Here is a 26613-nt window from a genome sequence, read left to right on the forward strand (position 1 = left end):
TCCTGCGGCAGAGAGGGTGCTGGGCAATTCTCGCCGGTTTGTACGCTGATGAAGGTAAGCGTGGGGGTTTGGGTTTCCGCCATTTCCCAGTTTGTGGGAGGGGATGAGCTGCATCATGCCACGACGGGCTTCCCTGACACCGCTACCTTGGCCTGCGCTGAGTGCCTTGGTGCTGGCTCTCTCGGGCTGTGGCGAGCTTTCTTCTTCTAGTCTGTCTCCCAGCGTTGTTCCCCCTGCGGCCCTACAGCCGGTTTTAACTCCAACTCCTCTCCCTCCCTCCCCGCTTTCTCTGACTTTCGAGCAAGCCCGCCAGTCCGGCTTGTCGGTGCCCAGCAACCGCATTGTTCTGCTGCTTCAGGAACAGGGATCCGATCTGGTGGCCCAGCTACCGGCCTCAGAGGTGGATCGCTGGCTGGCTCGCACTCCCACCTGGCCGGGGGTGGAAGGCATCGACCTGAGCATTACCCTGGGCACTTATCGCCAAACCGCCACTGCCCCTCTGCGCCCAGGGCAACCGGCCACTTTCACCTTCACCAATCCTCCCGCCGGAGAAGCGGAGCTCAGCGCCATTGCCTATCGGGGATCCACCACTCTGGCGCAGGGGAAGGGATCCCTGACCCTTTCTGCCCGCTCTGGGAGTTCTGGCAGTGTCAATCGTCCTCCCCAAGACACAGAGCGCCAGCGCCGCCTTTCTATGTTGGTGCTCTCTGAGGTGGGGGTACCGCTGCTGCACACCAGCTCGGCAGCGCCCACCCTTGGCCAGCCGTTGCTGCTCTCAGGGGAAAATTTGGAGCGGGTGGAAACAGTTCTCTTTGCTGCAGCAGCCAATCCCGAGCGCATCCTGAGGGGGGAAATTCGCTCCCGCAGCGGTGACCGTTTGGTGGTGATGCCGCCTTCTTCTCTTTCCGGCTCAGTTTGGGTTGCTGTTGCGGATGCTTCCGGGCAAGGGTTGGGCACTCTGGTCTACGATTGGCCTGCCGCTACTCCTTCCCCCAGCCCCTCTCCCACCCCCACTGCTCCGGCAGCATCGGCCTGGGTGGTGGAAACTTTGCTGGATGGCCGCACCTCGCCCGCGGCAGATCCTGTCGGCAACGCCCCTGATAACACCGGCACCGAGTCCAGGATCTACCTGCAGCAAATCAGCGGCATTGCTGTGGATCCTGAAGGAGCCTTCTATTTAGCCGATAGAGCCCAGCACCGCATCTTCCGGCTGTCTCCAGAGGGGGAATTGGAAGTTTGGGCCGGCACAGGCCAAGCAGGCCGCCGCGACGGAGCAGCCAATCAAGCTCAGTTTGACTCCCCACAGGGGCTGCTCTGGGATCCCAAGGGGGGATTGTGGGTAGCCGACAGCGGCAACCATTGCCTGCGCTATATCAACCTGCAACGACAGGTGAGCACCTTTGCCGGCACTTGTATAGCCGGATACCGAGATGGGGGGCTTGACCGAGCTCAGTTCCGGGAGCCATCTGGGCTGGCTTTGGGTTCAGATGGCAGCCTCTACGTTGCCGACCGCGCCAATCGCCGCATCCGCCGCATCACCCCTGCCGGTGAGGTGACCACCGTTGCCGGCACGGGCCAGCCGGGATCCGTCGATGGCCCAGCAGAACAGGCCCAGCTCCTGCAGCCCACGGCTCTGGCGGTGGATAAGGAGGGGAACCTCTGGATTGCCGATGGACATCGCCTGCGCCGGCTCTCTGCTGGCGGACGAGTGACCACCCTCTCCGGGGCAGAGCCAGGCTATCGGGATGGCCCCCTGGCAGAGGCCCGTTTTCAAACCCTGGGGGGGCTGGCCTTCGATGCGGCAGGCAACCTCTGGGTGGCCGACCGAGATAACCATCGCATTCGTCGTCTTCAGCCTGGGGGACAAGTTTCCACCTTGGCCGGACAGAATCAGCCCGGCTGGCAGGATGGCCCCACCTCGGTGGCCCGGTTCGATCAACCTGCCGGCTTGGTAGTCTTAGCGGATGGCAGTGTGGTGGTGGTGGATGCCGGCTTGCCGGGCTTGCGTCGCATAAGCCGCGTTGCTTCTGGGCCTGTCACCCCAACCCCTGGGGGATCTCTGTAGGCTCTTGACAGGCCGCCGTCTCTCAGGTTTCACAGGGATCCCCATCTACTCAATCACCACACTCTTCGGGCCGGCGTTCACCTCTGGGCGACCCTGATTGAAGTTGGCCAGGAAGGTGTCTGGATCTTTGAGGCTGAAGACCAGCTTTTTGCAGGGCACTTGCAGCCCCACCGGCCCCAGCAACGGAATAAAAAGAGGCTTTTCCTGCACCAGTGGAATGGCGATCACCCCTTGGGTGCTGGTGACCGGGCCAACGATCCCCTGAAAATCGGTGCGCACGCCCAGTCCGTAGTACCAAGGCCAGGGGAAGCGCTCCCCTTGTCCCAACTCGCTCAGGGAGAACGTCTCGTTGAACAGGCTGCCCGCCCGCACAATGAGCTTGTCTTGCAGCAGATCGACATAGGCCGCCTCGCTGCTCACCCCAAACAGAGCCAGCGGCAAACTGGCTAGGGGATTGGAGTCGATGGCCATGTAATAACGCATGAGAAGTCTCCGAGTTCACAGATGGGTGACCAGGTGAGCCGCGGCCCCTAGCCTTGCCAATTATAGAAAATCTTCCCCGTTGCTCGACTGACCAAAAGGGATCCCATCTGCCCACAAGCTAACCGAGTATGATGGGTTGCTTGGAGCGTCCTTTGAGGACTCCGTCCGAATAGCGCGAACAGCAAGCCACTGGCCAGCGAGGAAAACAGGATGGATCTGCGAGCCCTCATTCGCTTGGTGCCCGATTTTCCCAGACCCGGCATCCTCTTTCGGGATATGACCCCCCTGCTGCAGGATCCGGCAGGCTTCCGGGCGGCTATTGAACAGTTGGCCGCCGGCACCACCGGCATGGGATCCCTAGATTATGTGGTCGGCATCGAGTCGCGGGGGTTCATTTTAGGGGCTGCTTTGGCACAACACCTGGGCTTGGGCTTTGTCCCGGTTCGCAAGCCAGGCAAACTGCCGCCGCCGGTGCTCAGCCAGACTTACAGCCTGGAATACGGCCAAGACCAGCTCCAACTGCACGCCCACGCCCTGCGGCCTGGAGAGCGGGTGTTGATCGTGGATGATGTCATTGCCACCGGGGGTACAGCCGCTGCCACCGCCCAATTGGTGGCCCAGAGCGGCGCTGAGGTGGGGGGATTTGCCTTCTTAATCGAGCTGGCCTTTTTGTCCGGCTGCAAGGCTCTTCCCCCTGGGATCCCTGCCCATGTGGTGATGGTAGAGGAAGGCAACTGAGTTCCTCAAGTAAGGTGCACCGACTGTTGGACGAGGATCCCTGGTGTTTTGGGCAAAGGTTGGCTCAAGCGGCTGATCTGAGCCTGCGCCTGCAGTTGTTCGTCAATCCAGTCCGCCAGTTCCCGCATGTAAAGCGCCACATGGATCGCCTGGTCGCGCTGTGCTGGCTCCACACCTTTTTCCGCCAGGCGGGCCAGAATTACGGGATCGCTCAGCTCCTCCAGGGCGGCAAAGTCTTCCGGTTGGTCGAACCCCAGCTCTGCCATTTTCTCGAACACATACCCCAGCCGCAGGCCGGTGGACTCGCAGCGCCCTTCCGGTTGCCAGGGATCCCTCAAGGCCAGGGCAACAGTTCGGTAGGCGGTTTGGGCGATGGAGCGCCAGGTGCCGCGGTGGATGCGCAGGCTGAGTTGCTGCCGATCCCAGCCCAGGGCTTCTCGCACCAACAGGCCGCAATTGCAGCGGGTGCTGTCCCGCCAGCAGTACTCCCAGTCCCAGAAGCCCCAGTGTTGGGATTGGATACGATCCGCGGTGCGGCGCAGGAGAGCTGCCAACTCAGGTGTGGGGCGCATGAGGCAACACAGAGCTAAACAAAAAACAACAAAACAAAAAACAACAAATATAGAGCGCCTCCAGTCTAGGCAGGCGAGCGATGGAGAACAAGCCCAGCTCAATCTTCTTTACATTCCTGGTCGCAACAGCATTGCGGAGCAACATATTCCTGTTCGGGCCTGTCCTCCGAGGGCAAAGCTCGTCGCCGTTGGCGATGCCGTTGCCAAGCCCCCCAGGCCACCCCCCCCAGCACCAGCGAGGCCCCGCCCAGGTAGGTGCCTCCTGCCGGCAAGCCCGCCAAGGCCAAGGCCAGGGATCCCCCCCAGAGGGTCATGGCGTAGATCAGCAGCACCGAATGCCGCTGGGATAGGCCGGCTTTGAGCAGACGGTGGTGCAGGTGGCCTTTGTCGGGATGGAAAGGCGACTTCCCCCTGGCCAGCCGCTTGAGGATTACGGTGGACATATCCAGGATCGGCACCGCCAAGATAAAGAAAGGCAGAGCCACTGCCAGCGTGGTCACCCCCTTGGCCACCCCGATCACCCCGATCCCAGCCAGGGTAAAGCCCAAAAAATAGGCCCCCCCATCCCCCATGAAGATCTGCGCCGGGTTGAAGTTGTAGCGCAAAAAGCCTAGGCAAGCTCCCGCCAAAGCCGCCGCCAGCATGGCCGCCGCCGGTCGATCCAGCAGCAGGGTTACGATCAGCATCACCACTGCCGCAATTCCCGACACCCCTGCCGCCAGCCCATCCAGCCCGTCCATGAAGTTGATGGCGTTGGCCATCCCCACCAGCCAGAACAGGGTAATCAGCAGGCTCAACCACACCGGAAAGGGCCAGATCCCTCTCCCGGGCAGACTGATGAACTCAATGCGCACCCCTACTCCCCAAGCGGCAGCAGCCACGCCGAATTGCATCAACAAGCGGGAAAAAGGCGACAGGTGAAACAGGTCGTCCGCCAGGCCAATCAAAAAAAACAAAACCCCACCGATCGTCACCCCCCAAATCTCGTACTCCTGCTCGGTGCGCAAGCCCCCAAAAGCTCCGGCTCCCCAGAGCAACAGCAGGGCCACCAAGTTGCCAAAAAAGATGGAAACCCCCCCCAGGCGCACCATCGGTTGCTGGTGGATCTTGCGCTCGTCGGGAAAGTCCAACTGGCCACTGCGGATCCCGACCGCCTTCACCACCGGGGTTGCCCACAGAACCACACAGGCAGCAGCCAGAAAGGCAACCAAGTAGGGCATAGCAAGCCGTGGCGAGGATTGCGGTTATCCCAAGTGGGGGTAGAGGGGGAAACGACGACAGAGCTGAGCCACCCGCTGGCGACACTCTTCCAATACAGCAGGCTCCTCAGGCTGAAACAGACAATCGGCGATGATCTCCCCAATTTCCTCAAATTCTACTGGCCCCAAGCCGCGGGTGGTCAAGGCTGGGGATCCCAGACGCAGGCCGCTAGCTACAAAGGGCGGCTGTGGGTCGAAGGGAATGGTGTTCTTATTGGCGGTGATGTGGATCTCCCCCATCAGCCGATCCGCCCGCTTGCCCGTCATTACCGGATCCGCCGCCCCAGTTTTTTCCAGCACCGCCGAAACCGAGCGCAGATCCAGCAACATCAGGTGATTGTCGGTGCCCCCGGAAACCAGTCGAATGCCTCGCCGTTGCAGGGATCCCGCCAGGGCTTGGGCATTGGCGATAACTTGGGCCGAGTACTGGGCAAAGCTGGGCTGCAGGGCTTCTCCAAAGGCCACCGCCTTGCCAGCAATAACATGCTCCAGCGGCCCCCCCTGGCTGCCGGGGAACACTGCCTTATCCAGCTTTTTGCCCAGCTCTGGGTCGCGGGTGAGAATGAGTCCCCCGCGCGGCCCTCGCAGCGTCTTGTGGGTAGTGGTGGTCACCACATCGCAGAGGGGCACGGGGTTGGGGTGATGTCCAGTGGCCACCAGGCCGGCAATATGGGCAATGTCGGCCAGCAGATAAGCTCCCACCTCATCGGCAATGGTGCGGAAAGCAGCAAAGTCGATTGCCCGCGGGTAGGCGGAGTAGCCGCAGATGATCAGCTTGGGCCGGTGCTGCAGGGCCAGATCCCGCACTTGATCGAAATCGATCCGCTCCGTTTGGGGATCCACCCCGTAATGCACCACCTGGAACCATTTGCCGGAGACATTCACCGGCGAGCCGTGGGTGAGGTGGCCGCCATGAGACAAATCCATGCCCATGATCGTGTCCCCCGGCTGCAGCAGGGCCAGGAAAACGGCGAAATTGGCCTGCGCCCCGGAGTGGGGTTGCACGTTGGCGTGAGCCGCCCCAAACAGTTGCTTGGCGCGGTCGATGGCCAACTGCTCAATCTCGTCGATAAACTCACAGCCGCCGTAGTAGCGCTTGCCCGGCAGCCCTTCTGCATACTTGTTGGTGAGCACCGAGCCCTGGGCTGCCAAGACGGCAGGAGAGGTGAAGTTCTCGCTGGCAATCATCTCCAGGTGATCCCGCTGCCGGTTGAGCTCTTCCTGGATCAGGCGGTAAACAACGGGATCCGTTTCCGCCAGGATGGCCAAGCTATCCCGTGAGGTGGTCAGACTTTGTGGAGCAGCTACCATGATGACCCCAAGACCGAACTTCGCAGGAGGAATGGGCAAGAACTGCTTCGCCGTCGCGACGGCGTTGCGGAGCAACATCGTAGCATGACCCGCAAACCAGCAGCGCAGGCCCCGGCCTTTCTGCCTGGGGTAAAACCCCAAAACTGAGAAAGAATCCCTTGCTTTAGGGGTGGGGAGAATGTCAGTCGCGACAGCGTTGCGGAGCAACATCGATCCAAGCAGAGGATCTGGGAGCCACGGTCAAGCGGGATGGGCAAGGGCTGCTTTGTAAAGAATGTTGAGCTTTTCTTCTCGGTGTCAAGGCTACCCCCCAAGCTACGGTAGAGTGAGGGGGCTAACTTTTGTGCAATTCCACTGTTAGGGAGTTGGTTATGACGGACGCACAAGTTTTCACCATCCTGGCGATTGCCTTGGTGCCGGCAGTGATGGCTCTGCTTTTGGGATCCGCCCTGGCCCGCAGCTAAAGCTCCTGCATCTCCCAAAAAGTGCCTCTGGATCCCTTCGGCCTGCCCCGTCACGACAGTGTTGCGGAGTAATAAGGCAGGCTTTTTTCTTTATCAAGGAATGGAAAGTGTGGCTTGCGCTGCTGCACTGATACATTCACGCTGAACTCTCCTGAACATGGTTCAGGAAAGAAGCGATCGCATCCTGCCTATCTCTGAGCAGGAAGGCGGTATCCCGCAAAGCCCTGAGGAATACCCCCCGAGCGCTTTCCCCCTTCACTTCCCGGCAACCGTTGCGGTGGACTCAAGGATCAGGGGGAAACTTGGTCTACTATATCCCTCTCAATGACTTTTGCCAAACCGCCTAAAGCTCAGTAAATTCAGCAAAGTTCAGGGTTTTGGGGGTTAGAGGCATGCTCCTTCGGTTGTCCTGCCGTTGTTGGCTAAAGTTGGATTGATAAGGAGCACTCCCGGCAGCCAAGCAACTTGAGCCAGGTGGATCTACAGCGGCTTCAGCGCGCCCTTTCCCTAGAAGCAGAGGTGGGGTTTACCGACCTGCGGGGGCGAGAGCAGACCTTCTCCCAATTTTTGGGGAGCGTGTTCGGACAGGATCCCCCCTCCGACTGGGTGCTGAATGGAGATGACCGGCGGCGGTGGCGAGAACTGGGATCCCGCTATACCCTGTATTCCGAGCTGGAGCTGCCCGAACGCCAGCACCTGGTGGCCGAAACTCGCCGCTGGCTGGAGCGAGTCCGACGTCAGCAAGAGCAGCCCCAACCGTTCGCACCAACGGGGCGGAGCCCTCGTTCCCACCCACCTAGCCCGCTGGCGGCCTCGTCGCAACAGCGGTGGGGTTCCCAGAGCCCCATTTCCCCGCCTCTCCCCGCCAGCCTTAGCCTGGAGCAGCCGCTGCAATTTCTCAAAGGCATTGGCCCCAAGTCGGCGGAAAAGCTGGCACAACTGGGCCTGCACACCGTGCGGGATGCCCTGTACTACTTTCCCCGGGATCACCTGGACTACTCCCAGCAGGTGCTCATCCGCCAGGCCAAGGTGGGAGAAACCGTGACTCTGGTGGGGACGGTTAAAAGCTGCACCTGCTTCACCAGCCCCAAAAACCCCACCCTGACCATCTTTAACTTGAAAATCGCCGACAAGAGCGGCACCCTCACCCTCAGCCGCTTCTACAGCGGGCGGCAGTTTGCCCAGCGCAGTTGGCAAGCTTCTCTGGAGCGGCAATACCCCAAGGGAGCGGTGGTGGCTGCCAGTGGCTTGGTGAAAAAGGGTAGGCTGGGCCTGACGTTGGACAACCCCCAAATTGAAGTACTGGCCAGCGAGGGCAGCCTGCAGGACAGTTCTGGGGTTGGCAAGATCCTGCCCGTCTACCCTCTCTCAGAAGGGATCCCCGCCGATCTGGTGCGCAAGGCGGTGCAACTGGCCCTGCCGGCGGCGGCGTTGGTGGAGGATCCCTTGCCCCCCGACTTAAAACAGCAGTTTCACCTGTTGGATCTGCCCACGGCGCTGCAGCAGATTCATTTTCCCGAGACGGCAGAATGTCTGGCCCAAGCGCGGCGAAGGTTGGTGTTTGACGAGTTCTTCTACCTGCAATTGGGCCTCTTGCAGCGGCGGCAGCGCTACCGCACCCAAGCCCAGGCCGTGCCCCGTTACCAGCCGGCTAGAGGGGAGCTATTGGATCGCTTCTATCAAATCCTGCCCTTTCAGCTCACGGCTGCCCAGCAGCGGGCCATCGACGAGATCCTAGCGGATCTGCGGGATCCCTTGCCCATGAACCGCCTCTTGCAGGGAGATGTGGGATCCGGCAAAACCGTGGTGGCGGTGGCGGCTTTGCTGGCAGCCATTCAATCCGGCTGGCAAACGGCCCTCATGGCTCCCACCGAGGTCTTGGCCGAGCAACACTACCGCAAGTTGGTGGAATGGCTCAGCCAGCTACAGGTGCCCGTCGAACTGTTGACCGGCTCCACCCCTCCCGCCAAACGCCGGGAGATCCTGCGGCAGTTGCAGACTGGGGAATTGCCCTTGGTGGTGGGCACCCATGCTCTCATCCAGCCGGCAGTGCAGTTTCGCAACCTGGGCTTGGTGGTCATCGACGAGCAGCACCGCTTTGGCGTGGAGCAGCGGGCCGCCCTGCAACAGAAAGGGGATCACCCCGATGTGCTCACCATGACCGCCACCCCCATCCCCCGCACCCTCACCCTGGCCCTGCATGGGGATCTGGATGTTACCCAAATTGACGAGCTGCCGCCGGGGCGCAAGCCCGTGCACACCCTGGTAGCCCGGCCAGGGGATCGCCTGCAGGTGATGCGGCTTATCGAGCGGGAAATTGCCCAAGGGCGGCAGGCTTACGTGGTGCTGCCTCTCATTGAGGAGTCGGAGAAGCTGGATCTCAAATCCGCCATCGAGGAACACCAGCGTCTGCAGGAAAAGGTCTTCCCCCAATTTCGGGTGGGCCTGCTGCACGGGCGCTTGACCAGTAGCGAGAAGGAAGCTGTCATTGCGGCCTTTCGCCGGCGGGAGCTGGATATTCTGGTCTCTACCACGGTGGTGGAGGTGGGGGTAGATGTGCCCAATGCCTCGGTGATGCTGGTGGAGCATGCGGAGCGCTTTGGGCTCTCCCAACTGCACCAACTGCGGGGGCGGGTAGGACGGGGATCTGACCAAGCCTACTGCATCCTGATGACAGGATCCAAAAGCGAGGAGGCCCTGCGGCGGCTGAAGGTGCTGGAGCAGTCCCACGACGGGTTTTTCATTGCCGAGATGGATCTGCGCTTCCGCGGCCCAGGGGAGGTGATGGGCACCCGCCAGTCGGGGCTGCCGGATTTTGCCCTGGCCAGTCTCATGGAGGATCAAGAGGTGCTGCAGCTGGCCCGCCAGGCGGCAGAGCAGCTTATTGTCCAAGACCCCGACCTGAAGCGCTGGCCCCCCTTAAGCCGCATACTGGAAGAGCGTCAGGCCCGTCTCTTGGGCCCTGGGTTGTTGACCTAAGCTAGGGGCAATTGGAGCATGACTCTAGTCAATAATAAGCTCAACTATACTGAAAATAATGTATAATATGTTCAGTACGGATTACTACCAGTTGATCTTTCTGTTTACTTTCGAGTCTGCCAACATGGTAGCCAAAGCAAAGCAGAAAATTGGTAGTAAGACGACACGGAAACTGCGCTTTGGGTATTCTACTCAAAGCTTTGCGGGGTACCGCCATTCTGTTTGGAAACAAACAGAATGCTATCGCTGCATAGTTGAACAGTGATGTTCAGCAGTGTTCAGCGTAAATGTATCAGCACTATGCCCTATACTCTCGAAGACTTAAAAGCCCACGGCCTTTCCCCGGCGGAATATCAACAGATCCAGCAGCAGCTGGGCCGGGATCCCAACCCCAACGAGCTGGCCATGTTTGGGGTGATGTGGTCAGAGCACTGCTGCTACAAAAACTCCCGCCCTCTGCTGAAAAACTTTCCCACCACCGGAGAGCGGGTAGTGGTGGGGCCGGGGGAAAATGCCGGCGTAGTGGATCTGGGGGAGGGGGATTGGCTGGCGTTTAAGATCGAGTCCCACAACCATCCTTCGGCAGTGGAGCCCTTCCAGGGGGCAGCTACCGGCGTGGGAGGGATCCTGCGGGATATCTTTACCCTGGGCGCCCGTCCCATTGCCCTGCTTAACTCGCTGCGCTTTGGGCCGCTGACCGATCCCCGCAACCGCCGCCTCATGGCCAGGGTGGTGGAAGGGATCGCCCACTACGGCAACTGTGTCGGGGTACCCACAGTGGGGGGAGAAGTGGCGGTGGATCCCTGCTACAGCGGCAATCCCTTGGTCAACGTCATGGCCTTGGGGCTGCTGGAGACCCCTACGGTTGTCAAATCTGCAGCCCAAGGGGTGGGAAATCCCGTTTTGTATGTAGGCTCCACTACAGGGCGGGATGGCATCCGCGGCGCCAGCTTTGCCAGCGCCGAGCTCAAGGAGGATGCGCAGCAGGATCGGCCGGCAGTGCAGGTGGGGGATCCCTTCCTGGGCAAGTGCCTCATCGAGGCCTGTCTGGAGGCCTTTGCCACGGGAGCCGTGGTGGCTGCCCAGGATATGGGGGCAGCCGGGATCACCTGCTCCACCGCGGAGATGGCCGCCAAGGGAGGGGTGGGGATCCGCTTTGACCTCGACCGAGTGCCGGCGCGGGAAAGCGGCATGGCTGCCTGGGAATACCTGCTCTCGGAATCCCAGGAGCGGATGCTGCTGGTGGTGCAAAAAGGCCGCGAGGCGGAGGTGATGGAGATCTTCCACCGCTGGGGTTTGCAAGCTAGTGTGGCCGGGGAAGTCATTGCCGAGCCGCTGGTGGAGATCTGGCACCAGGGATCCTGCGTGGTGCAGGTGCCGGTGCGGGCTTTGGCCGAAGACACCCCCGTCTATGTCCGTCCGGTGTTGCCAGAGCCGCCAGCCTACGTGCAGGCAGCGTGGCAATGGGATCCCGCCACTCTACCCCCTTGTGATTGCCAGGGGATCCACCTCGCTCAGGCAACGCTGGCATGGAAAGAGGTGCTGCTGCAGCTTTTGGCCAGCCCCACTCTGGCCAGCAAAGCCTGGATCTATCGCCAATACGACCACCAGGTGCAAAACAACACCGTCCTTTGGCCGGGCCAGGGAGATGCGGCGGTTATCCGCATCCGTTCCCAAAAGTTTGGCGTGGGCAAGGTGCCGCCCCTGCGAGCTTCCCGCAAGGCCATCGCTGCCACCCTGGATGGCAATGGCCGCTGGGTGTATTTGGATCCCTACGAGGGGGCCAAGGCAGCCGTGGCGGAAGCTGCCCGCAACCTCACCTGTGTGGGGGCCGATCCCCTAGCTGTTACCGATAACCTTAACTTTGGCAATCCCGAAAACCCGGTGGTGTACTGGCAGCTGGCCCTGGCCTGTCGGGGGATTGGAGATGCCTGCCGTGCCCTCGGTACGCCGGTAACGGGGGGAAACGTTTCTCTCTACAACGAGACCCTCACCCCACAGGGATCGCAGGCTATCTACCCTACCCCTGTCATTGGCATGGTGGGTCTTATTCCCGACTTGAAATGCATCTGTGGCCAGGGGTGGCAGCAAGCAGGGGATCTCATTTACCTCCTGGGATCCCAGGCCCTCACCAGCTTGGGGGGCAGCGAGTATTTGGCGGTCATCCACCAGCAAGTTACGGGCCGGCCCGCGCCAGTGGATCTGGAATTGGAAAAGCGGGTGCAAGCTGCCTGTCGCCATGGAATCCGCCAGGGCTGGGTGCGCTCTGCCCACGACTGCAGCGAGGGGGGATTGGCTGTGGCTTTGGCAGAAGCCTGCTTGAGCGGAGGCCGCGGCGCAACCCTCTCCCTGGCTCCTGGATCCTTGCGCTGGGATCAGGCCCTGTTTGGCGAGGGATCCAGCCGCATCCTGGTTTCTGTGGATCCGGCCCAGCGCTCTGCTTGGGAAGCCTACTTAGAAGCGCAGCTTGCCGGCCAGTGGCAGCTTTTGGGAGAGGTGGGATCCCCTGCGGATCCCCTGCTCTTAAGGACGGCAGAAGAGGATCCCTTACTGGTGGTGTCTTTGGCAGCCATGCAGGCCGCCTACCACGGTGCCTTTTCAGACTAGCTGAGCCTCGGTTGGGAAACCGTTTTCTGCGCCCAGCTCCCTTCTCCCTTGGGGAGAGGGGCCAGAGGTTGGAGAGGACAACATCCTTAGGGGGATTTTTCCTCACACAAATTGGCCTGGATCACCTCTCGATATTGGGACTTGGGCTTAACGCCCACCAACTGGGCCACCAGCGTCTTGTTTTTGAAAAATTGCACCGTCGGGGTGCCCGCCACCCCCCCTGCCTCTGCAATCTCCGGATCTTTCTCGATGTCGATCTCCACCACGTGCAGCTTGTCCGAGAACTCATCGATGATCTTGTTCAAGATCGGCTTGAGGGCATGACAAGGGGCACAGGTGGGGGCGGTGTACTTGACCATGAGCAGGCGATCGCTTTCGTGGTAGAGTCGCCGCAGGGCATAGCTCCCCTCATGGCAAGTCTTGCTGAAGTCTAAGTCATCCTGTCCATTCTCCTCAAAGCTGGCCTCCTCAACAGCAGGATCCCCAGCAGACTCTGCCGCAGAAGTCGCAGCAGGGCTGGGTTCAGGATGGCTTTGGGGAAGGACGTGATACTCCTGGGCCAAGCCGTGTTCCGAGAGCCAGCGCTCTGCCAACATGGCCGCCATACAGCCAGTGCCGGCAGCGGTAATCGCCTGACGAAACTCGTGATCCTGCACGTCGCCGGCGGCAAACACCCCCTCCACACTGGTGGCCACGGATCCCGGGCGGGTGACGATGTAGCCGACTTCATCCAGTTCCAGTTGTCCTTTGAACAAGTCGGTGTTGGGCTTGTGGCCAATGGCATAAAATAGGCCACCCACTGACATCTCGCGTATTTCGCCGGTTTGGTTGTTCCGCACTTTCACCCCGGTCAGGCGCAGGCCGTCGCCCATCACTTCCACCGCCTCGGTGTTCCAGTGCACAGTGATCTTGGGGTTGTTGAGAACACGATCCTGCATGGCCTTGCTGGCCCGCATTTTGTCGCTGCGCACCAGCATGTGCACGTGGGATCCAAACTTGGTCAGGTAGGTGGCCTCCTCACAGGCAGTATCGCCGCCGCCGATCACCACCAATTCCACCCCTCTGAACATGGGCATAGCCCCATCGCAGACAGCACAAGCTGACATGCCCCGGTTCCAGTAGGTCTCCTCCCCCGGCAGGTGTAGGCGCTTGGCTGTGGCCCCGGTGGCGATGATCAGGCTGTGGGTGCGCAATTCCCGCTCGTCAGAACGGACGACAAAGGGCCGCTGGCTTAAATCCACAAAGGTGACATCTTCGGTGTAAAGTTCTGCCCCCCACCGCTGCGCTTGAGCCCGCATGTTCTTCATCAGTTGGGGGCCGGTGATGCCCTCGGGAAAGCCCGGAAAGTTTTCCACCTCGGTGGTGGTCATCAGTTGCCCGCCCGGGATCCCGCCCGCCTGGAACCCCTCAAACACAACCGGCTTCAGGTTGGCACGCCCAGCGTAAATGGCTGCTGTAAACCCAGCAGGGCCGGAGCCGATAATCACCACATTCTCAACCCGACTTTGCTCTGTCATCCGATGTCTCTCCTTCTGCAACAGGACTAAAAGTCAAACTCATAACGACTACGCTTTAGCTTAACACCCTTTGGCAAACCGGGCGAGCTGGGGGCCTGCTGATCCTAATTTTCGCTCGCCTCAGGCAACCGGGGCAGGGTTTTGCCCGCCCCATCCGGTTATTTCTGCCCAGAGGTTGGCAGGGTGGCGGCCATTGCTCAAGTTCTGGATCCCCAACACCCCATCTGGATTGACCAAAACCAACAGGGAAAGGGGAGCGACTCCGATGAGCGAAAAAGCGGTGTCCGAGATAGCCAGCAAGTGGGTCAGAAGGCCAGGCTCAAAGCAATTTTGTATCAGAAACTACAAAATGCCCGTGTTGGCCTTTCTAGGATGAGTGAGCGTTTTTGGCCTGTCTGGGTCGAAGCGTGGGGATCACCTGCTGGGATCCCATTTGTTTCAGCCACAGTTCCCCCAGTCTTAACCGCAACCCAATCAGGAGAGAGTAATGGCATCCACGCCCCAAGAAGTGCTTCAGATGATCCAGGACAACAACGTCCAGATAGTGGATCTCAAGTTTGTGGATATCTTTGGCACCTGGCAGCATGTTTCCTTCCACACCTCGATGATCAAGGAAGAAACCTTCACCGAGGGGCTTCCCTTTGACGGATCCAGTATCCGGGGCTGGAAAGCGATCAACGAGTCGGACATGTACATGGTGCCGGATCCCAAGACGGCTTGGATCGATCCCTTTCTGGAGGTGCCCACCCTCAGCATAACTTGCAGCATTGTTGAGCCGCGCACCGGCCAGCCTTATAGCCGTTGTCCCCGCAGCCTTGCCGCCCGTGCCGTTGCCTATCTGCAATCGACGGGCATTGCCGATACTGCCTACTTCGGGCCGGAGGCAGAGTTTTTCATCTTTGAGGATGTTCGTTTCGACCAAACCCAAAACTCGGCCTACTACTTCGTGGATTCCATCGAAGGTCGCTGGAACTCGGGCCGCGAGGAGAAAGGTGGCAACCTGGGCTACAAGCCTCGCTACAAAGAGGGCTATTTCCCGGCCCCGCCCACCGATGCCCATCAAAACATCCGCACCGAGATGCTGCTGACCATGGGCAAGTTGGGGGTGCCCATCGAGAAGCATCACCACGAGGTGGCTACCGGCGGGCAAGGGGAGTTGGGCTATCGCTTTGCCGATCTGATCACGGCTGCCGACTACATGATGGTTTACAAATACGTGCTCCGGAACGTGGCCCGCAAGCACGGCAAAACCGTCACCTTCATGCCCAAGCCCCTGTTTAACGACAACGGCACCGGCATGCACACCCACCAGTCCCTCTGGAAGGATGGCCAGCCTTTGTTCTATAGCGAAGGCACCTATGCCAACCTGAGCGAGACAGCTCTCTACTACATCGGTGGCCTGCTCAAGCATGCCCCGGCAATCCTGGCCTTCACCAACCCCACCACCAACTCCTACAAGCGCTTGGTGCCCGGCTTCGAGGCGCCGGTGAACCTGGCTTACTCCCAGGGCAACCGTTCCGCCGCCATTCGCATTCCCGTGACCGGCAACAATCCCAAGGCCAAGCGTCTGGAGTTCCGCTGCCCGGATGCCACCTGCAACCCCTACATCGCCTTTTCGGCCATGTTGATGGCTGGCCTGGACGGGATCAAGAATAAGATCCACCCCGGCGAGCCTCTGGACAAAGATATCTACGATCTGGAGCCGGAAGAGCTGGCCAAGATCCCTTCCACGCCTGGATCCCTGCTGGATGCCCTGGAAAACCTGCAGAAGGATCATGCCTTCTTGCTGGAGGGAGGCGTCTTCACCGAAGATCTGATCCAGACCTACATCGAGTACAAGATCGACAACGAGATCAACCCCATGAATCTGCGGCCTCACCCCTACGAGTTCGCCCTTTACTTCGACGCCTAAGCGGTGTGGCCGATTCTGCAGCGGGATCCCATCAGGGATCCCGTTTTTTTCCGAGGAAATAGCACCCCTCAATTGTGGATCCCTTGGGCAACTTAGCTACTTTTGGTCAACAGCACCTCGTGCCAGCGTTGAAGCGTCCTGTGCCGTCCATCGACCTGAGGAAGCTCAACCCAGAAACCAAAAGGGGATCCCCACCGGGATCCCTTCTCGCTGAGCTCATGCCAGAGCATCAACAGTTACGGGCAGATCAGCTCATGCTGACACGGCTACGGTCGTAGTTGAGCCGAAAGGTGGGATGCACTTTTCCTTGGATGCGGTTCCAGAAGTTGCGCACGTTGACATGCAGGCCAATCTGCTCTGTACCGCGGAGCAGCATGGATTGCTGGCGAATCCGAATCAAGCGTTGATGGCTCATCATCAAGCGGCGAGACAGCTCATCCAAGACATGAGAACGGCCATTGGCAGCCACCGGGGCAGATGCCTCTGCCGTCTGAACGGGTTGAGCCGGCCCTTCGGCCGCCTTGAGATGATGAGCAACACCCCGATAGAGCAGGTCAAGGTTGGTGGGCAAAACCACCGGCTTGCTCAGGTGGCGGAACCGCCAGTCCAGCCCCCGGTAACGACCCCCCACTTTGCCGGGAGAAACCGCTGCAGTTGCAGAAGAGGGGGTGTAATCGACGCCACGGTAAAAGAGTGCCATGATCTTCGCCTCCAAATGAGTTGAGTTTTCATCCGTTCGCCTTCTCCCAAGAGAAGCCCCACGGTTACCAGAAGAGTTGAGGCGCGTTCCTTCGGGATCTCTCCCTACTTCCGTCCTCTGGCCGTGATGTCGCTCTACCTACATTAACGAGCCGCCCAGCACGCGAGAGGATGAACGATTTCTATCTACATTCTGTATTATAAGCTACGGTTTTGAGGTATTGCCAGCAACTTTTAACAAAAATTTCCACTGAGTTTCTGGCCAGCTTCCTCTAATCGGGACTAGTCAGCCGGGATCCCTGGGGGAAGTAAGGTGCAGGGCTTGGGGCCAGGTTCTCCACTCTGTCCGAGATGCCAGAGGAAGCATTATCGTGGAAGAATCCTCAGGATTGGCTACAAAAGTTCACATTCCTTGGTGGGTGCCCTGTGCAGGAAGACTTTCGTCTGATTTTGGACATTGTGACGGTATTGGCGGCAGCGGCAGCAGGTGGATTCTTGGCCTCACTGCTGAGGCAGCCGGTGTTGCTGGGCTACTTATTAGCCGGGATCTTAGTGGGGCCCACCGGGCTGGGGTGGATCAAAGAGTTGGTTCAGGTGGAAACCCTGGCTCAATTTGGGGTGACCTTTTTGCTGTTCACCTTGGGGGTGGAGTTTTCCCTGAAAGAATTGCGCAAAGTGCGGGGGATCGCCTTTGGCGGAGGCATTTTGCAAATTGGCCTGACGATTTTGATCACGGCGGTGCTGGCGGTGGTCAGCGGCTGGTTGACGCCGGTGCAAGGGATCTTTTTAGGGGCCGTACTCTCCTTGTCTTCCACGGCGGTGGTGCTCAAAAGCCTCACCGAGACCAACCAGATGGACACTCCCCAAGCCCAAGCCATGTTGGGGATCCTGATTGTGCAGGACTTGGCGGTGGGGCTGATGCTGGCGGTGTTGCCGGCTTTGGATTGTCCCTTGCCGGAGCTGGCGGGATCCCTGGCCAGGGCCTTGGCAGAAATCGGCTTGGTGGGGCTGGGGGCGGTGGTAGGCGGGATTTGGCTGGTTCCCGGTTTCCTGCGTCTGCTGGCTCAGCAGGAGAGCAAAGAGGTGTTTCTGCTGGGGGTGATCAGCCTCTGCGTGGGGATTGCCCTGTTGACGGAGCGGCTGGGCATTTCCAGCGAGATTGGGGCCTTCATTGCCGGGCTGATGATCTCGGAGGTGGAATACGCCGACCAAACCCTGGACTATGTGGAGCCTTTGCGGGATGTGTTTGCCGCTCTCTTTTTTGCGGCCATCGGCATGCTCATCGATCCCAGCTTTATCCTCGGCCATCTGTTGCTGATCCTGGGGCTGGTGGGGCTGGTGATGGTGGGCAAGTTTTGCATCGTGGCTCCCTTGGCGCGGCTGTTTGGCTACACTCTGCCGGCAGCGGTGGTGGTGGGGCTGGGCTTATCGCAAATCGGCGAATTTTCCTTTGTGCTGGCCAGCGAGGGGCAGGCGTTGGGGTTGGTGTCGCGACAGATCTATTTGTTGATTGTCAGCACTACAGCCGTTACCCTTCTGCTCACCCCCTTTCTGCTGAGGGGCGCTCCTCGACTGTTTTCCGGGCTACACGGGATCCCCTTCTTGGCCCGTTGGTTGGAATTGGGCGAGCGGCCTCGTGCTCTGGCCCCTGAGGCTCCTCAACAGGGGCATGTGGTGGTGTGCGGCTATGGGCAGGTGGGGCAAGATATTGTGCGCATTCTGGAAGCCCGTCGTCACCCCCTCTTGGTTATCGATCAGTCAGAACGGGTGATCCAACACCTGCGTTCCCGTGGGATCCCTTACCTCTACGGAAATGCGGCCAGCCCGTTGGTGCTGGAGAAAGCTTGCCTGCCCCAGGCCCGCGCCCTGGTTATTGCTCTGCCGGATCGCATGAGCATCCGCCTCTGCCTGAAACGAGCTCTGGAGTTGGCGCCGCAATTGGATGTGGTGGTGCGAGCTACCGACAAGGAAGACATCGAACAGCTCTATCAGTTGGGGGCCAGAGAAGTCGTCCACCCCGAATTTGAGGCCAGCCTGGGGCTGTGCAGCCATGTGTTGCTGGAGTTGGGAGAACCCCCAGACATCATTCAGCAGGAGATCCTGGCCATTCGCAGCAGCCACTACCGCGATCTGCGCCCTCTCCACCCCAGTTGTCTGATCCCCGCGCCTGTCAGTTGGCTGACACCGCCGGCCCCACCTTCCTCTCCCCCCCTCCCCGCCAATGCCAACGGCAGCCACGACAGCCACCCACCTGAGTCTGTGCTGGTCTGGTGGGAACGCTGGCAGCGGCCTGTTCAACCCGAATGGGCAGGGATCCCTGGCTCTGCCGAGTAGAGATTTGCACCTCAATCTTCGTAGTATCCTGCAAACTGGAGGTGTGGCCACTGCAAGTTGCAAGCCTCGGGACAGTTCCCCCGCTGCCTTTGCGGATGGAGACGCTGGGAGGTTTTCCAGAGGCAACGGAAAGGGTCCTCGGCGTTGCTCGGCACTCTGGGGGGAGGGGTGCCCCATCTGGTTCTGGCCTAGGTTGCCATGCCGACCGTTAACTATCTGCGCATCAGCTTGATCGATCGCTGCAATTTCCGCTGCCAGTACTGCATGCCTGACGAGGCGGAGTTGACGTGGCTGCAAGCCCCAGAGCGTTTAACGGATGAGGAAATCCTCACGTTGGTTCGAGAGGTGTTTTTGCCGTTGGGGATCGATTGCTTTCGCCTCACCGGCGGCGAACCCCTGCTCAGGCCGGGGCTGGAGCACCTCATCCGGGCTCTATGCAGCCTGCCTGGGGTGAGAGATGTGGCCCTTACCACCAACGGCTTCAACCTCAGCCAAAAAGCTCAACTCCTCTATGAAGCGGGGTTGCGCCGCATCAACATCAGCTTTGATTCCCTCAACCCCGAGACCTTTCGACTGATCACGGGGCGGGATCGCTGGCGGCAGGTCTGGGCCGGGATCCAAGTTGCCCACCAAGTGGGGTTTGATCCCCTCAAGTTGAATGTGGTGGTGATCCCTGGGCTCAACGAATCGGAAGTGGAAGATCTGGCTGCCCTTACCCTGGAGCGGCAATGGCATGTGCGCTTCATCGAGTTTATGCCCATCGGCAATGCTGCCCTCTTCCAGCAGGCCGGCTGGGTGGAGTCTGAGGTGCTGCGACAGCGAATTCGCGCTCGCTTTGGCCTGGAACCTGGGTTTGTGGCCGGCAATGGGCCGGCGGATGTGTTTCGAATCCCGGGGGCAAAAGGCACCTTGGGCTTTATCAGCCAGATGTCGGAGTGCTTTTGTGATCGATGCAACCGCATGCGGCTATCCAGCGACGGTTGGCTGCGCCCTTGCCTGCTCAACGAATCCGGCCAAATCAACCTGCGGGATCCGCTGCGAGCTGGGATCCCTGCCGAAAGGCTAAGACAGCAGGTGCGAGAACTGCTGGACATCAAGCCGGACATCAACTTCAAAGGACGGGATACCGGCAGCCAGGGATCCTACCGGCGCACCATGTCTCAGATTGGCGGCTAGCGGGGATAAGGGATCCGCAAAAGCTGGTTGACCGGTGGGTGGGCCACCTGCAACTGTTTCCCATCCGGCCACTGGATCTGGATTTCCTTGACCCCTGTTTCGGATCCCAGGCCAAAGTGGGCCACCGGCTCCATCTGACAGAGGTAGCCGCTGCCGGCGTCGATGGCCTGGATCTGGGTACGGGTGGAGGTGAGCAGCCTTACCAACGCGCCGCGGGCCGGGGCTCCCTGGCGGGTGAGGGGCAGAACTCTCAGCCAGTTGTTGGCATTGGCCTGAGGGCGATAGAAGCTGAGAGGCTGGGCGCCAGACTCCCCATGGGCAATCAACAATTCCAGACGACCATCCCCATCCACATCGGCCACTGCTGCTCCTGTCCCCAATCCCTGCGGCTCGGCAGCATCTCCAATGTCAATGGCTTGCCAACGGCCTGAGCGCCATGCAAACAGACGGTTGGGCTCGCCGATGTTGTTGAAAAACAGCTCTGGGTAGCCGTCGTTGTCGAAGTCGGCAGCAATGACCGTGCGAATGCGAGAGGGCCTGGCCAGCTCAGGGGGGGCTACATCCTTAAAAAAACCGCTGGGGGTCTGGATCCAGAGGCGATGGGGGCCTTCCCAGTTGCCATAGAGCAAATCCAGCCGTCCATCCCCATCCAGATCCACCGCTGCCACGCCGCGCCCATGCTCGTCGGGATCTGCTAGGCCCACCTCAGCGGCAATCTCTTCAAAGGTGCCATCTCCCCGGTTGCGAAACAGAAAGTTAGGTCCCTGCTCATTGACGGCAAAAATGTCCATCCGCTGCGAGACCAAGGGCACGGCCACCAACCCCCGCCCGCCCGTCACCCGATTGAGTCTCGCTTCTGGCGCCACATCGGCGATCATTTGGTTAGGGCCCAACTCGTAGAGGCGCATAGGGCCGCCGTAGTTGGCTACGAAAAATCCATAGCTCCCCTGGCCAAGACGATCCACACAAGCTACAGAGCGACCTGCGGTCAAGTTGAGGGCATCTTGGTTTTGCGGCAGGGAGAACAGGTCCACCCAGGCGGATCCCTGCCAGTCGAAGAGGCGATCCCCAAAGCGCTTGCGCCCGCCGAAGGTATCGGTGTTCAAGACATAAAGTTCTTCCTGCCCGTCCCCGTCAAAGTCGGCGGCAGCCACCCCAATTGCCATGCGCCCTGCATCGGCCAGGGTGTCGTCTGCTTGATCCACCAGGGTTTGCCCATCCCACTTCAAGACTCGATTGGAGCCGCGGAACCCGCACACAAACAGCTCAAAGGCCCCATCCCGATCCAAATCGCAAGCGGCAACCCCGTAGAAAAGGGCAGGTGGGTTAAAGCGGATCTGCGAGCTGCAATCTTGGAACATGGGGATCCCATCGGAGAACAATAGGAACTGGTGGAGCTTCCAGCTCTGATGGTATGCTGGATCTTCGCTGGAACTTCCCTTTCAACCATGCCACGCATCAAATCTGCCATCAAGCGCGTTCAGATCGCAGAGCGGAATCGGCTGCGCAATAAAGCCACCAAAGCCATGGTGCGCGCTCTGATGAAGAAAGTGATCTCCCTCTCGGCTGCCTACGCTGCCAACCCACAGCAAGAAACTCTGCAGGAAATCCAGGCGGCTATGAGTGCTGCTTTCAGCCGCATTGATAAAGCTGCCAAAACCGGCGTTCTGCACAAAAACACAGCCGCTCGTCGTAAGGCTCGGCTGGCCCGGATTGTGAAGCTGTCTGTGGCTTCCTCGGAAAAATCCCAGGCTGAGGCTTTGGTTGAGCATGGTTGAATTCTCCTGCTGCTTTGGAAGTGGTGCTTGTGCGGGATTTCAGCCGCACGCAAACGAGATTTTGCCTCGGTGCCGGCAGGGATCCCAAGTAGCAGCCAAAACCTAATCTTGAGTATCCAACCTGCGCACCAACCAGCGCCGCAGCGGATGCCACACCGGCAAGGACAGGATCCAGCGGGATTGCTGCTCCAGCATGAGACGCTCCACCGGATACAGGCCGAACAGCTCATAGCGGCTTTGGGCAATCAGGATCCCCATCGTGAAGCTGACACAGAGCAATAACCCCAAGGTGGGCCATCCTGGGCGGTGAAACAGGGCATATCGCAGGCCTGCCCAGGTGAAGTAATCCCACAAGCGGGCTATATCCGCTCGCAAAGCCCAGAGACTGGGGATCCCGACCACCAGCCACAACAGGCCCAGAAAGATGAAGCTACCGCCGTGGTAGAGGCGCAACAGGCGCTTGGCTGCCGGAGACAGGGATTGAGTGCCAGAGGCAGCTTTCTTTTCCGCAGCTGAGCCAGGATCAGGGAGCAAGGGCATGGGGATCCCAATTTTCGACACCTCAACACCCATTTTGGACTTATCTCCGACGCAATAACTCGGTTGCATGGGATCCTCGAACTCAAACGAGTACTTTTCTGCTTTCGGCTCGCCCATTTTAAGGGATCGATGCACAGGGAGCCCAGTTGTGGCTCTCCCGCTGCACAGCGCCATCCAAAAAGGCACTGATCAAAGCATCTGCTCAAAGCATCTGCCGTCTGCAAGTCTTCCTTATCCGTACAGTCAAGTTTCCTGAGAGACGCCCAGACGTCCCGTTCCAAGAGCTTGGCAGACGATCTCTTTGACGTTCATATCCTGAGCGAAAACCAACATTCCCATGGTGAAGGGATCCCGCCCTGGCTCCCCAAGGCAAACCGCGCAATTTGCCCAAGCAACACTGCGGAAATCCAAGCCAGAGGCAGGTGGGCAGGGTTGGGGATTGGGAACTTGGTCGGGGATATAATGGCTCTGCATCCTTTTCTTCGGCCTTGCTAGCTCAATGGATAGAGCACCGACCTTCTAAGTCGATGGTTGCAGGTTCGAGTCCTGCGCAAGGCGCTGGCCTTGCCCTCTAAGCCTTGCTTGGGGTTTCCGACAAGCTGACCTGATGGGGGCACCACATCTGAACCATCACCTGCCGAGAGTGGCTTTCTACCCGCAGGGATCCCTGCAGCAGCTCCACTGCCTTTTGAACCAGCGATAGACCCAAGCCCGTTCCCCCGGCGTTGCGGCAATCCAACTGGGGGAGGCGATAGAACTTTTCAAAAAGGCGGGGCAACGCTTCTGCAGGAATTTCCGCCCCTGTATTGCGCACCGTGATCAGCCAGCCGGGACGGCCATTGGAGTTAGCCTGGCTCACACTTAAATAGATGCTTTCCCCAGTGGGGGTGTACTTACACGCATTGTTTAAAAGCTCGCTGACCACCCGCGACAAGAGGCTCTCATCCGTGCAGAGGGGCCAAAGGTCGGGATCCCATTCCACCTGAAACTGTTGGCCCTGTTGGGCAGCTCGCAGCCGGAAGGGCTCGCAAAGATTGGGGATCCACTCCTGGGGAGATAAACAGGTAAGTCTGAGGGCTTTGTTTCCGGACTCGATGGCTTGCAATTCCAATAAGTCGTTGATCAACTCCAGCTCGCGGTTGGTCTCCATCTCCAAAATCTGCAAGTAGCGCCTTTCCCGCTCGGTTAGGTTGGCTTTGGATAAAAACCCAATGGCCAGCTTCATGTTGGTGAGAGGTGTGCGCATTTCGTGGGAGACCATGTGCAGAAACTCATCTTTGAGTTGGTTGAGCTCCTGCAACTGTTGCACCTGACGCTGGATCGTTTGATAAAGACGTGCTTGGCGAATGGCGATGGCACATTGGCCGGCTACCCGTTGGATAAGCCGTTGTTCCCGCTCGGTAAATATCTGCTCTGGCGGACGGGATCCACAAATATTCCCCAAAACAAGCAGTTCCTCGTCTTGCCCTGCCAGATCCCTTTTTTCACAGATGGGGGCGACGATCAGGGTACAGCGGTCATGGTTGGGCCAGCAGGGGTGATGGAGATTGCTGAAGTGGCAAAGCTGTCCGCGCTGGAGCTGACGAAGCACATCGGCAAAATCTGCAAACGGGATCTCCAGGGGAAAGCGCCGGATCCCTTCTCCGGCCAAATAGTCCACCGCCAAAACGCTGACCTGCCGCTCTGGGCCATGGAGGGCAATGGTGCAATTGGATAGGTTCAAGCTGAGGGCCAGTTCTCGGGCTACCGTTTCCAAGATTTTTTGTTCGTCCAAAGTGGAGCGAATTTCTTCGGTGATGAGCTGGAGTAGCGCTTCGTCGTTGTAAGCTTGTTCGAGCTCTGCATTGCACACCCGCACTTGGTAATCCAATTCAGCATTGGTCTGTTGCAGCTTTTGATAAAGCTCTGCCTGCTGAATGGCCACCGCCAGGTGATCCCCAATGGCCTTGGCCAACTCGATCTCATCGGTTTGCCAATCCGGATCTGAAGTCAGGCGCCGCAGCGATAGCCCGCCCCACATTTGTTCCTGACAAGCCACCGGGATCACCAGCCAAGGGCCCAGTTGGTATTCTCGCTTCTCATAAATGGCAAAGGGATCGGCAATCTGCTCCGGATCCTGGACATGAAAAATTTGCAGCCGTTTCAAATGATCGAAAACCATAAAATCCCTGCTATCCGGCAGTCGCAGGTTCAGATTGTTGGGCAAATTAGGAAATCGGCTATGGCTGGCAATGCCCAACCACACGGCCTCAGCGGGCAGGTACTGATAAAGGGTAACTCGTGCTGCCTGCAACACTGCCCCCACTTCCCGCACCGCCACATCAAATAGGGTGGGTAAGTCCAGAGAGGTGTTGATGGCCTGAATGAGCTGGCTGAACAGCCTTTCTCGCTGCAATTGCCGCTGCAGCTTCAGCTCGGCTTGCTTACGAGGGGTGATGTTTCTAATGATCATCAGCACTTGATCTTCCCCATAGGGGACGATGCGAGCCTGCCGATATTGGGGCTGAGGGGATCCCTCTGGGCAGGGGTATTCGATCTCTTGAGCTTGCCGGGTTGCCAAGGCCAGCTCCAGATGCTCGCGAATGGCTTGGGCTATGGGTTCCGCCCCACCGGTGCAACCGGTATCAGGAAACAGCTCTTCAGGAGTTTTGCCCAGGTAGTAGGCAGGGGGATGGGGGACAGAAAAATAGCTGGGCGGCTTGAACTCCAGACAGCGGCCCTGGCGATCCAGACAAAGCAGCATGTCGGGCAGAGCTTCCAGGATCTGGCGATGGCGACACTCCCGCTCAGCCAAGGTGGCCTCTAGTTGCTTGCGCTCGCTGATATCCAGGGTCACGCCGACAATCTCGCCGGGATCCCCTTTCGGCCCCAGCAGGACAACCCCCTGGGAAAGCTGCCAGCGCATCTGGCCGTCGGCCTGGTAAACCCGATATTCCACCGAAAAGTTGGGATCCCCCTCTACCGCCCTGGGCCCAGCCGTCTGCAAAGCTTCTTTCACCCTTTGGCGATCTTCCGGGTGAACGTGCTGCAAAAACACTTCCAGGGTGAAATCTTGGCCGGGATCCAGCCCGTATTTGGCCTTGCACTGGGGAGAAGCACTCAACTCCCAGGTGCACAGATCCAGTTGCCAATAGCCCAGTTGGGTGGCTTCTAAGGCCAAATAGAGATGCTCCGGATAAAAGCTGCCGTCTCCTGGCCGCACCGGCACCAGGCGGTATCGAGTTGAAGCCATCTCCCTCACCAGACGGTTAATTTGCCGCAAGCCCTGCCTCATTGTGGACGATTTTCAGGAGACGTGAGGGATCCTACTATTCGAATTGCCAGAAATTCCTAACCTTAAGCATGGCTTCAGAATGACTTTGGAAATGTATTCTTTGACACCAACCCTTCAGCCTGAGCTAGGCTTCAAACCCACGGGGAGAAGGCTACCCTGCTGATGCGACCGGGGAACTCTGGGCCGGGCTTGTGGGAAGGGGGGGTGCCTCTGCTATAGTGATGGTCGGTTGCGTTTCGGATCCCAAGCAGTGGGATCCCCCTGGCAGGTAGGGTCGGGGCAGGTTTCGAGACATTTTTGCGTTTTCGGGAGAGGTCGACGTTGGGTTGTGCCTTCTCGGTGTGAGCTTGCCCTTAGCCTGCGTGAAGCGTTTCTTCTTTTTTATGCTTTCCTGTGCAACGTTAAGCCTGACGTTTAATCACAGAAAACTTCTCCTGCTCTCGAGTTTGGGTTTATCTGTAGTAAGACCTGTATTCAGATTTTCCCGATGGGTTGACGGTTTCCTGTTCGCCCTGGCGCGGCTTCTCAAGGTGCCGTTGCCCTCTTCATTTGGTTAGCGGACGGGGAAACAGAAGATTGCTAGATCTGGACAATTAGCAGGGCCGAGGTTGTCTTCACTTCCTTGGGCTTTGGCTTAAGTTTTCCTTTCCCCGGGTATCTCTTGCAAAGTTGCCCGATGTTGGCGATGGCAACAGGATAGTCTGTTTAGCCTGCTGTTAGGTTTTCTGGATTCTCTGAGTTGGGTTGATGGGCTGGCCCGCGGCATGGCGAGCGAAGGGATCCCTTTGACCTTTCTCAGCAGACTTCTCCCTATTTTTTCCTAGCTCAACTCAATCATTTTCCAACCGAAGAATTCAAGGTTATTGCTGTGGTTTGTAAAGTTTCTCCCAGTTTGGATCGACATA

General features: G+C 59.2%; 20 protein-coding genes, 1 tRNA gene and 1 riboswitch. Of the genes, 10 read left to right on the top strand and 11 right to left on the bottom strand.

The annotated features are described in order from the left end of the window. Window positions 1-115: 115 nt before the first annotated feature. The gene (locus ACVWYY_RS09140) at window positions 116-2065 is read left to right on the top strand and encodes an NHL repeat-containing protein (protein ID WP_457403675.1); all 1950 of its coding nucleotides are present in this window, start codon (window positions 116-118) and stop codon (window positions 2063-2065) included. A gap of 45 nt (window positions 2066-2110) precedes the next feature. Here the strand turns inward: ACVWYY_RS09140 and ACVWYY_RS09145 are convergent, their stop codons facing one another. After that, window positions 2111-2548 carry a hypothetical protein gene (locus tag ACVWYY_RS09145; RefSeq protein WP_457403676.1) on the bottom strand — a complete coding sequence of 146 codons (438 nt, stop codon included), beginning with the start codon at window positions 2546-2548 and terminating at the stop codon, window positions 2111-2113. Window positions 2549-2758: 210 nt separating this feature from the next. On the opposite strand from ACVWYY_RS09145, the gene ACVWYY_RS09150 reads away from it, so the two are divergent. After that, window positions 2759-3286, top strand: a complete 528-nt coding sequence (locus ACVWYY_RS09150) for an adenine phosphoribosyltransferase (RefSeq protein WP_011434353.1) — start codon at window positions 2759-2761, stop codon at window positions 3284-3286. A gap of 5 nt (window positions 3287-3291) precedes the next feature. Here the strand turns inward: ACVWYY_RS09150 and ACVWYY_RS09155 are convergent, their stop codons facing one another. The 3 genes from ACVWYY_RS09155 to glyA form a co-directional block, all read right to left on the bottom strand. Further along, window positions 3292-3858, bottom strand: coding sequence for a hypothetical protein (locus ACVWYY_RS09155; RefSeq protein WP_457403678.1), 567 nt, complete (start codon window positions 3856-3858; stop codon window positions 3292-3294). A 98-nt stretch (window positions 3859-3956) separates the two neighbouring features. Further along, window positions 3957-5078: a glycosyltransferase family 4 protein gene (locus tag ACVWYY_RS09160; RefSeq protein ID WP_457440325.1), complete on the bottom strand. Its 1122-nt coding sequence runs from the start codon at window positions 5076-5078 to the stop codon at window positions 3957-3959. Between the two features lie 24 nt (window positions 5079-5102). Next, entirely contained in the window at window positions 5103-6428 is a 1326-nt protein-coding gene (gene glyA / locus ACVWYY_RS09165; RefSeq protein ID WP_457440327.1) for a serine hydroxymethyltransferase, read from the bottom strand. Window positions 6429-6799: 371 nt separating this feature from the next. Here glyA and psaM point away from each other — a divergent pair, with 371 nt between their 5' ends. From psaM to purL, 3 genes are all read left to right on the top strand, one after another. Continuing rightward, entirely contained in the window at window positions 6800-6892 is a 93-nt protein-coding gene (psaM, locus tag ACVWYY_RS09170) for a photosystem I reaction center subunit XII (protein WP_011434349.1), read from the top strand. Window positions 6893-7366: 474 nt separating this feature from the next. Next, complete coding sequence (gene recG / locus ACVWYY_RS09175) at window positions 7367-9871, top strand: ATP-dependent DNA helicase RecG (RefSeq protein ID WP_457403702.1); 2505 nt, start codon at window positions 7367-7369, stop codon at window positions 9869-9871. Between the two features lie 300 nt (window positions 9872-10171). Continuing rightward, a complete protein-coding gene (purL, locus tag ACVWYY_RS09180) occupies window positions 10172-12478 on the top strand; it encodes a phosphoribosylformylglycinamidine synthase subunit PurL (RefSeq protein WP_457440329.1) in 2307 nt (768 codons plus the stop codon). Between the two features lie 86 nt (window positions 12479-12564). On the opposite strand, the gene trxB is transcribed toward purL, so the two are convergent. Next, window positions 12565-13995, bottom strand: a complete 1431-nt coding sequence (gene trxB, locus ACVWYY_RS09185) for a thioredoxin-disulfide reductase (RefSeq protein ID WP_414328790.1) — start codon at window positions 13993-13995, stop codon at window positions 12565-12567. 120 nt (window positions 13996-14115) lie between these two features. Continuing rightward, on the bottom strand, window positions 14116-14295 hold the full coding sequence (locus ACVWYY_RS09190; protein WP_414356529.1) for a hypothetical protein: 180 nt from the start codon (window positions 14293-14295) through the stop codon (window positions 14116-14118). 187 nt (window positions 14296-14482) lie between these two features. Here ACVWYY_RS09190 and glnA point away from each other — a divergent pair, with 187 nt between their 5' ends. Then, window positions 14483-15907 carry a type I glutamate--ammonia ligase gene (gene glnA / locus ACVWYY_RS09195; protein WP_457383959.1) on the top strand — a complete coding sequence of 475 codons (1425 nt, stop codon included), beginning with the start codon at window positions 14483-14485 and terminating at the stop codon, window positions 15905-15907. 247 nt (window positions 15908-16154) lie between these two features. Here the strand turns inward: glnA and ACVWYY_RS09200 are convergent, their stop codons facing one another. Further along, the gene (locus ACVWYY_RS09200; RefSeq protein ID WP_011434342.1) at window positions 16155-16607 is read right to left on the bottom strand and encodes a DUF4278 domain-containing protein; all 453 of its coding nucleotides are present in this window, start codon (window positions 16605-16607) and stop codon (window positions 16155-16157) included. 80 nt (window positions 16608-16687) lie between these two features. Beyond that, window positions 16688-16786: riboswitch (Glutamine riboswitch) on the bottom strand. Window positions 16787-17032: 246 nt separating this feature from the next. Between ACVWYY_RS09200 and ACVWYY_RS09205 the strand changes: the two genes are divergently transcribed. Both ACVWYY_RS09205 and moaA read left to right on the top strand, forming a co-directional pair. After that, a complete protein-coding gene (locus tag ACVWYY_RS09205; RefSeq protein ID WP_457440332.1) occupies window positions 17033-18940 on the top strand; it encodes a cation:proton antiporter in 1908 nt (635 codons plus the stop codon). 198 nt (window positions 18941-19138) lie between these two features. Next, window positions 19139-20116, top strand: coding sequence for a GTP 3',8-cyclase MoaA (gene moaA, locus ACVWYY_RS09210; protein WP_011434340.1), 978 nt, complete (start codon window positions 19139-19141; stop codon window positions 20114-20116). Here the strand turns inward: moaA and ACVWYY_RS09215 are convergent. After that, window positions 20113-21477 (bottom strand): CRTAC1 family protein, encoded by a 1365-nt coding sequence (locus ACVWYY_RS09215; RefSeq protein WP_457440334.1) that lies wholly within the window; start codon window positions 21475-21477, stop codon window positions 20113-20115. The two genes, moaA and ACVWYY_RS09215, sit on opposite strands and share 4 nt — an antisense overlap. A gap of 87 nt (window positions 21478-21564) precedes the next feature. Between ACVWYY_RS09215 and rpsT the strand changes: the two genes are divergently transcribed. Beyond that, window positions 21565-21894: a 30S ribosomal protein S20 gene (rpsT, locus tag ACVWYY_RS09220; protein ID WP_414400762.1), complete on the top strand. Its 330-nt coding sequence runs from the start codon at window positions 21565-21567 to the stop codon at window positions 21892-21894. 102 nt (window positions 21895-21996) lie between these two features. On the opposite strand, the gene ACVWYY_RS09225 is transcribed toward rpsT, so the two are convergent. Together ACVWYY_RS09225 and ACVWYY_RS09230 are read right to left on the bottom strand one after the other, a co-directional pair. After that, on the bottom strand, window positions 21997-22434 hold the full coding sequence (locus tag ACVWYY_RS09225) for a hypothetical protein (protein WP_457403687.1): 438 nt from the start codon (window positions 22432-22434) through the stop codon (window positions 21997-21999). A gap of 243 nt (window positions 22435-22677) precedes the next feature. Further along, window positions 22678-22908 carry a hypothetical protein gene (locus ACVWYY_RS09230; protein WP_457440336.1) on the bottom strand — a complete coding sequence of 77 codons (231 nt, stop codon included), beginning with the start codon at window positions 22906-22908 and terminating at the stop codon, window positions 22678-22680. Window positions 22909-22919: 11 nt separating this feature from the next. Between ACVWYY_RS09230 and ACVWYY_RS09235 the strand changes: the two genes are divergently transcribed. Continuing rightward, a tRNA-Arg gene (locus ACVWYY_RS09235) sits at window positions 22920-22992 on the top strand. 13 nt (window positions 22993-23005) lie between these two features. Here ACVWYY_RS09235 and ACVWYY_RS09240 read toward each other — a convergent pair. Further along, window positions 23006-25666: a sensor histidine kinase gene (locus ACVWYY_RS09240; protein WP_457440338.1), complete on the bottom strand. Its 2661-nt coding sequence runs from the start codon at window positions 25664-25666 to the stop codon at window positions 23006-23008. Between the last annotated feature and the right edge of the window lie 947 nt (window positions 25667-26613).

It is taken from the genome of Thermostichus sp. MS-CIW-34, assembly GCF_054060435.1.

What these genes read in the sequence shown, in the direction of transcription:
- ACVWYY_RS09155 (WP_457403678.1), bottom strand. Translation starts at nt 3,858, where the DNA reads ATGCGCCCCACACCTGAGTTGGCAGCTCTCCTGCGCCGCACCGCGGAT.
- ACVWYY_RS09145 (WP_457403676.1), bottom strand. Translation starts at nt 2,548, where the DNA reads ATGCGTTATTACATGGCCATCGACTCCAATCCCCTAGCCAGTTTGCCG.
- ACVWYY_RS09200 (WP_011434342.1), bottom strand. Translation starts at nt 16,607, where the DNA reads ATGGCACTCTTTTACCGTGGCGTCGATTACACCCCCTCTTCTGCAACT.
- rpsT (WP_414400762.1), top strand. Translation starts at nt 21,565, where the DNA reads ATGCCACGCATCAAATCTGCCATCAAGCGCGTTCAGATCGCAGAGCGG.
- ACVWYY_RS09240 (WP_457440338.1), bottom strand. Translation starts at nt 25,666, where the DNA reads ATGGCTTCAACTCGATACCGCCTGGTGCCGGTGCGGCCAGGAGACGGC.
- glnA (WP_457383959.1), top strand. Translation starts at nt 14,483, where the DNA reads ATGGCATCCACGCCCCAAGAAGTGCTTCAGATGATCCAGGACAACAAC.
- ACVWYY_RS09230 (WP_457440336.1), bottom strand. Translation starts at nt 22,908, where the DNA reads ATGCAGAGCCATTATATCCCCGACCAAGTTCCCAATCCCCAACCCTGC.
- ACVWYY_RS09150 (WP_011434353.1), top strand. Translation starts at nt 2,759, where the DNA reads ATGGATCTGCGAGCCCTCATTCGCTTGGTGCCCGATTTTCCCAGACCC.
- moaA (WP_011434340.1), top strand. Translation starts at nt 19,139, where the DNA reads ATGCCGACCGTTAACTATCTGCGCATCAGCTTGATCGATCGCTGCAAT.
- ACVWYY_RS09140 (WP_457403675.1), top strand. Translation starts at nt 116, where the DNA reads ATGCCACGACGGGCTTCCCTGACACCGCTACCTTGGCCTGCGCTGAGT.
- purL (WP_457440329.1), top strand. Translation starts at nt 10,172, where the DNA reads ATGCCCTATACTCTCGAAGACTTAAAAGCCCACGGCCTTTCCCCGGCG.
- ACVWYY_RS09225 (WP_457403687.1), bottom strand. Translation starts at nt 22,434, where the DNA reads ATGCCCTTGCTCCCTGATCCTGGCTCAGCTGCGGAAAAGAAAGCTGCC.
- ACVWYY_RS09215 (WP_457440334.1), bottom strand. Translation starts at nt 21,477, where the DNA reads ATGTTCCAAGATTGCAGCTCGCAGATCCGCTTTAACCCACCTGCCCTT.
- psaM (WP_011434349.1), top strand. Translation starts at nt 6,800, where the DNA reads ATGACGGACGCACAAGTTTTCACCATCCTGGCGATTGCCTTGGTGCCG.
- glyA (WP_457440327.1), bottom strand. Translation starts at nt 6,428, where the DNA reads ATGGTAGCTGCTCCACAAAGTCTGACCACCTCACGGGATAGCTTGGCC.
- ACVWYY_RS09160 (WP_457440325.1), bottom strand. Translation starts at nt 5,078, where the DNA reads ATGCCCTACTTGGTTGCCTTTCTGGCTGCTGCCTGTGTGGTTCTGTGG.
- trxB (WP_414328790.1), bottom strand. Translation starts at nt 13,995, where the DNA reads ATGACAGAGCAAAGTCGGGTTGAGAATGTGGTGATTATCGGCTCCGGC.